Source organism: Paracoccus sp. UBA889, from assembly GCA_002294185.1.
Classification (GTDB): domain Bacteria; phylum Pseudomonadota; class Alphaproteobacteria; order Rhodobacterales; family Rhodobacteraceae; genus Paracoccus.
The window spans coordinates 1-6,076 of record DBFD01000070.1 but is presented as its reverse complement, the minus strand read 5'-3'; the positions used below and the strand labels follow the sequence as shown (position 1 = coordinate 6,076).

Here is a 6,076-nt window from a genome sequence, read left to right as displayed (position 1 = left end):
CGCCTACTCCGCCCGTTCGACCGATATGATGCGCGCGCTGATCGCGGCCGGTATGGGATATGGCGTCTTCAATATCAGGCCGTTGTCCAAACAGACCTGCGCGACCGGTGATCTGGTGCGCCTGCCATTGGCGGGAAGCCACGACGCGCCAAGTGCGGGCGTGCTGGTCCGGCGGGACGCGGCGCTGACCACAATCTGCCTGGCCATCATCGGCGCTTGCGAATTGAAGGCCGCAGAGGGCGCCTTCGACGCCGCTGTCATTCAGCCTTACACGCCATAGCAAGCCAGGACCGCGCATCGCGGCCCGGCCCGTATCGTGCGCCGAGATCGCGCAAATCCGGATTGGCGCCAGATCGCCGGCGCATTCTGACAGGACCGCCGCTGGAACCCCGCCTGAAGCGCGGATCGCCTAGGATGACCCACCCGGCCTCGGCATTGTTCCCGGAATTCTGTTCCCTCTTGACATCGGTCGCGCGGAACACTCTTCCTCATTTATTTCTCGATATTTCCGCTCCTTGTTCAGTCTTTCCGCCAGGCATATCTAGCCTTCAACGCAGAAGGAGACCTTGATGACAAAATCGTTCATCGCCGCATTGGCCCTGATCGCCGCGGGCACCGCCGCTTCCGCCGAGACGATTCGCGTCGGCATGTCGGGGGGATATTTCCCCTTCACCTTTGTAAAGCAGGACAAGCTTCAGGGTTTCGAGGTCGACCTGATGAATGCCATCGCCGCGGAAACCGGGGATACGGTGGAATTCGTCACCATGTCCTTTTCGGGTCTGATCGGCGCGCTGGAATCGGGCCGCATCGACACGATCGCCAACCAGATCACCATCACGCCGGACCGCGAAGCGACCTTTGCCTTTACCCAGCCCTATGTCTATGACGGCGCGCAGATCGTCGTGAAAGAGGGCAACGAGGTGGGCATCACCGGGCCGGAATCGCTGTCGGGAAAATCGGTCGCGGTCAATCTGGGCTCGAATTTCGAGGCGCTTCTGCGTGATCTGCCCAATGCCGCCGATATCGACATCCGCACCTACGATTCCAATATCGAACAGGACGTGGCGCTTGGCCGCATGGATGCCTTCGTCATGGACCGCGTCTCGACCGGACAGGTCATCGCGAAAAGCCCGCTACCGCTGGAAATGGCCGGGCAGTCCTTCAGCGAAATCAGGAACGCGCTGCCGTTCCGCAAGGACGAAGCCGGTCTGGCGCTTCGTGACAGGATCGACGCCGCGCTGACCACGCTGAAGGAAAACGGCACGCTGGCGGACATTTCGCGGAAATGGCTGGACGCCGACGTGACCAGCCCTGCCGACGAGTAATGGACGGGCTTGATACAGGATACATGATCGGGCTGTTCCCGATCATCCTGAGCTATGTCCCCCTGACCCTGACCATGGCGGTGACAGCCATGGCCGGGGCGCTTGTCCTGGCCTCGGCGCAGGCGATCATCCGCATCTTCAGATTGCCGGTGATCGACCAACTGGTCGCGCTGTTCATCAGCTTCTTTCGTGGCACGCCGCTGCTGGTCCAGCTGTTCCTGTTCTATTACGGGCTTCCGCGCGTCGTCTCGGCGCTGACCAGCATCGACGGCGTCACCGCCGCGATCATCGGTCTGACGCTGCATTTTTCGGCCTATATGGCGGAATCGATCCGCGCCGCGATCCTTGGCGTCGATCGCAGCCAGTGGGAGGCGTCTGAGGCGATCGGCATGACGCGCGGACAGATGCTGCGCCGCATCATTCTGCCCCAGGCGGCGCGGATCGCGGCCCCGACGCTGATGAATTACTTCATCGACATCATCAAGAGCACGTCTCTTGCCTTCACTCTGGGCGTCACCGAGATGATGGGTGCCGCGCAAAAGGAGGCCGCCGGCAGCTTTCTTTACCTCGAGGCCTTTCTGGTCGTGGCGTTCATCTATTGGGGCATGGTCGAGTTCTTCTCGTTCTTCCAGCGCCAGCTTGAAGTCCGGATGCAGAAGGCCTTTGTGCGATGACAACCAGTTGCAAGATCAGGATCAGCGGCCTGAGCAAGCGGTTTTCCGACAATGTCGTCCTGAACGACATCAACCTGGATCTGGAACCGGGCGAGCGGGTGGCGATCATCGGGCCATCGGGAACGGGAAAATCGACATTGCTTCGCTGCCTCAACTTTCTCGACCGTCCCGATGCGGGCCTTCTGACGATCGGGGATCTGTCCGTCGACGCGACTCGGGCCAGCCGCGCCCAGATCCTCGCATTGCGCCGTCGCACGGGCTTTGTCTTTCAGAACTACGCGCTTTTCGCCAACAAGACCGCGCGGCAGAACATCACCGAAGGGCTGATAACAGTGCGTCGCTTGCCGCGCCGTCAGGCCGAAGCCCGCGCCGACGAGGTGCTGTCCCGGATCGGGCTTTCGGAAAAGGCCGACAGCTATCCCAGTGCCCTCTCGGGCGGGCAGCAACAGCGCGTGGGCATTGGCCGCGCCATGGCGATGGATGCGGAACTGCTGCTTTTCGATGAGCCGACAAGCGCGCTGGACCCTGAATGGGTGGGCGAGGTGCTGGATCTGATCCGATCCATCGCGGATGGCCGCCAGACCATGCTGATCGTCACCCACGAGATGCAATTCGCCCGCGAGATCGCAGACCGGGTCGTGTTCATGGAGAATGGACGGATCGTCGAGCAGGGGCCGCCGGCAAGAATCTTCGACGCGCCCACGGACGACCGAACGCGGGCATTTCTAAGACGGGTCGGCTGAAGATTGAAAGACCGGGACAATATTGGCGGCGGATACGGGCTTCGCGCAAGTCTGCCGACAAGAACCGGCCGGCCAAGCCCAGCGGCAGCAGGCGAATTATCGGGCCTTCAATGGCGTTGCATCGCCACCGAAGGCCAAAGGTTGATGATCGACCGAGGCTTGATCGCCACGACGGCAGCAGAGAATCAAGGACGATCCCGTCCAAGGCGGTGCCGCCGCCCGGATCTCGCGGCCCGACCAGCCTTCACGGTGACCGCGCGGTTCTCCGTGCCCGTCCCGCCGCCACAGCGCGATGGCGGGACAGCGACGGTCACTTCTGCAACTCGGTCCAGATGGCGGTCATGTAGTCGCGGGCGGTCGGCGAACACAGCGGCATCCACCGGCCATTGGCCAGATGCTCCTCGGGCACGACCATCTCGGGGGCGTTCTTCATCTCATCGCTGAAGAATTCCTCGGAGCCCGCGATGCCGTTGGGGTATTTCGCGTATTCCGAATTCATCGCGGCGTTTTCGGGATCCATGATGAAGTCGAGGAACTGATAGGCCTCATCGACATTCTGGGCATCCGCCAGCAGCGCGATGGAATCCATGAACAGCGGATAGCCTTCCTTGGGATAGCCGTAGACGACCGCCGGATTTTGCATCCGCGCGCGCATGATCGCGCCCGACCAGTATTCGGATGCCTTGACATCGCCGCTGCCCATCTTGTCGGACATGCCGTAATCCATCGACATCCATTTCGGCTTGGCTTCGACCAGTTTGTCGCGGACCTTCTTCAGCATCTCCTTGTCCTCGGTGCAGGGCTCGCCGCCCAGATACATCGTGGTCAGATGGATGATGTCGGACATTTCCGGGGCGACATTGACCTTGCCCACCAATTCCTTGGGCGGGTCGAGAAAGATGGCCGAGGTATTCGGATCGCCGTCATAGGTTTCCGTGTTCACGCCCATACCGACCGTGCCCCACAGCCAGGGGATCGAATAGACGCGGCCCTTATCCCAGGGGACATCCATCCACTTGGCATCGATATTGCCGAAATTCTTCAGCCGCTCGTGATCCAGTTCGGCCAGCAGCCCCTTTTGCACGAAGATCGGAACATAGTTCGCCGAAGGCACGACCAGATCGAAGCCATGCCCCCCGGCGCTGACCTTGGCCAAGGCGGTGTCGTTGCTGTCGTAATCGGTGATGGTGACGTCGATGCCGGTCTGATCCTCGAATTTCTTGATGAGGTCGGGACTGGTATAGTCGCCCCAATTGTAGAGATTCAGTTTTCCTTCTGCCAGCGCGGGCAGCGCGACGGCAGAAACCCCGATGGCGAGGAGGGCGATTCTTGTCATGATTTTCTCCTGTTGAACTGTCGGTTGATGATGAAGAATGCGGTCAGCAGGACGACCGTGACCGCCAGCAGCATGGTCGATATCGCGTTCACCTCGGGCGAGACGCCGCGCCGCATCTGGCCCAGCATATAGGTCGGCAGCGTGTCCTGGCCGGCAGATTTCACGAACTCGGTGATGACGACGTCGTCCAGGCTGATGACAAAGGCCAGCATCGCGCCGGCGGCGACGCCCGGCATCAGCAGCGGCAGGGTAATGTGGCGAAAGGTCTGCATCGGCGTCGCGTAAAGATCGGCCGCGGCCGATTCCAGCGTGGCGTCCATCCCCTCCAGCCGGGCCGAGATCGGAAGATAGGAGAAGGGGATGCAGAAGGCGGCATGGGCCGCGATCAGATAGCCCAGACCCTGATAGCCGGTGACCTGCCGGATGCTGGCGAAGAAGATCAGCAGCGCCACGGCAGTCACGATCTCGGGCACCATCAGCGGCTGATTGATCGCCATATAGGCCGCGCCCCTGCCCTTCATCCGGCGGTTCCGGACGATGCCCAGGGCGGCCAGCGTCGCCAGGATCGTCGCGATGGCCGAAGCCGAGCCCGCGATCACCAGCGACCGCACCGCCGCGGCCTTGACCGTTTCGTTCGCCCAGGCGCGGCCATACCAATCCAGCGAAAATCCGCCCCAGACCGCGACCGATTCCCCGCCATTGAAGCTGTAGGCGACCAGCGTCACGATCGGCAGGTACAGCAGCACGAAGACCGCGATGGCGATGGCGGCAAAGCCCGGCAGGCGGGCGGCGTCGAATGCGGATCTAGCCATTGCGCTCGGCCCCGGCCAGGGCGCGGACATAGACCGCCAGCGCCAGCGCCACCGCGATCAGCAGCAACACCGCCAGCGCCGCGCCAAGCGGCCAGTTCTGCCCCTGCCCGAATTGCAGCTCGATGAAGTTGCCGATCATCATGTTCTTTCCCCCGCCCAGCACACGGGGTGTCACATAGGCCCCCAGCGAGGGCACGAAGACAAGGATCGATCCGGCGACGATTCCCGGCCGGATCACCGGAAGCACGACATGGCGCAACACCTGCCAGCGGCTTGCGAACAGGTCATAGGCCGCCTCCAGCAGGCGGGTGTCGAAACGATCGATGGCCGCATACATCGGCAGAACCATCATCGGCAGATAGACATAGGCCATCCCGATCAGCACCGCGGTATCGGTGTAGAGCAGGTTGACCGGACCGGCCCCGAACCAGCCCAGCACCTGGTTCAACAATCCCTCGCTGCGGATGATCTCGTTGATGGCGATGGTGCGGATCAGCAGGTTGGTCCAGAACGGAATGGTGATCAGGAACAGCCACATCGCCCGGCGCTGCGGCGGCCGGGTGGCGATGAACCATGCCGTCGGCAGGCCAAGCAGAAAGGTGATGGCCGTGGTCAGCACCGACAGCTTGACCGATCGCCAGAAGATCGTCAGATGCGCGTCGGCCCAGGACAGGGTGTCGTCGAAGATGTCGCGCGACAGGAACACCTGTTGCCAGGCTTGCGTCGTGAAGGGCCGTTCCACGCCCGAATAATCGCCCGGCGTCATGAAGGAATAGACCAGCACGATCAGCAGAGGCCCGATCGAGGCCATCACCAGCAGCGCCAGCGCGGGCGCCGCCAGCGCCCAGGAATTCAGCGTCGCTTTTGTCTGCGGATCGGTCAATCTGCCTCCAGCACCTGAATGGCGGGGCCGGGCAGGTCCAGCCCGATCCGCGTGCCCGGCAGCGGCACCGCCTGCGCGGCGGGCAGGCGCAGCACAATGGGGCTGCCATCGGGCAGTTCGGCCATCACCTGCAGGGCATTGCCCAGATAGATCGTCTCGACCACACGGGCGGTGATGGCATCGCCCAGGCGCACTTCCTCGGGGCGGATCGCCAGAATCACGCGGCCCTGCGGTTCGTCGCGGTCCAGCCGCACTTCTGCGTTGCCCAGCCGCGCGATCTTGCCCTGAATGTCGGCGGGCAGG

7 protein-coding genes and 1 pseudogene are annotated in these 6,076 nt (G+C 62.6%); 4 read left to right on the top strand and 4 right to left on the bottom strand.

Annotation, left to right across the window (positions count from 1 at the left end):
• The 4 genes and pseudogenes from B4L36_RS14020 to B4L36_RS14005 all read left to right on the top strand — a co-directional run.
• Positions 1-280: pseudogene (locus tag B4L36_RS14020) on the top strand (LysR family transcriptional regulator); the annotation flags it as partial.
• 289 nt (positions 281-569) lie between these two features.
• Positions 570-1,325: an amino acid ABC transporter substrate-binding protein gene (locus B4L36_RS14015; protein ID WP_292958389.1), complete on the top strand. Its 756-nt coding sequence runs from the start codon at positions 570-572 to the stop codon at positions 1,323-1,325.
• On the top strand, positions 1,325-1,999 hold the full coding sequence (locus B4L36_RS14010; RefSeq protein ID WP_292958387.1) for an amino acid ABC transporter permease: 675 nt from the start codon (positions 1,325-1,327) through the stop codon (positions 1,997-1,999). Before B4L36_RS14015 ends, B4L36_RS14010 begins: the two co-directional genes overlap by 1 nt.
• A complete protein-coding gene (locus tag B4L36_RS14005; RefSeq protein WP_292958385.1) occupies positions 1,996-2,742 on the top strand; it encodes an amino acid ABC transporter ATP-binding protein in 747 nt (248 codons plus the stop codon). The genes B4L36_RS14010 and B4L36_RS14005 overlap by 4 nt, the downstream gene beginning before the upstream one ends.
• Before the next feature lie 310 nt (positions 2,743-3,052).
• Here the strand turns inward: B4L36_RS14005 and B4L36_RS14000 are convergent, their stop codons facing one another.
• The 4 genes from B4L36_RS14000 to B4L36_RS13985 form a co-directional block, all read right to left on the bottom strand.
• Positions 3,053-4,078, bottom strand: coding sequence for an extracellular solute-binding protein (locus tag B4L36_RS14000; protein WP_292958383.1), 1,026 nt, complete (start codon positions 4,076-4,078; stop codon positions 3,053-3,055).
• Complete coding sequence (locus B4L36_RS13995) at positions 4,075-4,890, bottom strand: ABC transporter permease (RefSeq protein ID WP_292958381.1); 816 nt, start codon at positions 4,888-4,890, stop codon at positions 4,075-4,077. Before B4L36_RS13995 ends, B4L36_RS14000 begins: the two co-directional genes overlap by 4 nt.
• Entirely contained in the window at positions 4,883-5,773 is an 891-nt protein-coding gene (locus tag B4L36_RS13990) for an ABC transporter permease (protein ID WP_292958379.1), read from the bottom strand. The genes B4L36_RS13995 and B4L36_RS13990 overlap by 8 nt, the downstream gene beginning before the upstream one ends.
• Positions 5,770-6,076: TOBE domain-containing protein (locus tag B4L36_RS13985; RefSeq protein WP_292958377.1), on the bottom strand; the 307-nt coding region annotated here is incomplete at its 5' end. The genes B4L36_RS13990 and B4L36_RS13985, both read right to left, overlap by 4 nt.

Coding starts and splice junctions, on each gene's coding strand:
- B4L36_RS14015 (WP_292958389.1), top strand. CDS start 570: ATGACAAAATCGTTCATCGCCGCATTGGCCCTGATCGCCGCGGGCACC.
- B4L36_RS14010 (WP_292958387.1), top strand. CDS start 1,325: ATGGACGGGCTTGATACAGGATACATGATCGGGCTGTTCCCGATCATC.
- B4L36_RS14005 (WP_292958385.1), top strand. CDS start 1,996: ATGACAACCAGTTGCAAGATCAGGATCAGCGGCCTGAGCAAGCGGTTT.
- B4L36_RS14000 (WP_292958383.1), bottom strand. CDS start 4,078: ATGACAAGAATCGCCCTCCTCGCCATCGGGGTTTCTGCCGTCGCGCTG.
- B4L36_RS13995 (WP_292958381.1), bottom strand. CDS start 4,890: ATGGCTAGATCCGCATTCGACGCCGCCCGCCTGCCGGGCTTTGCCGCC.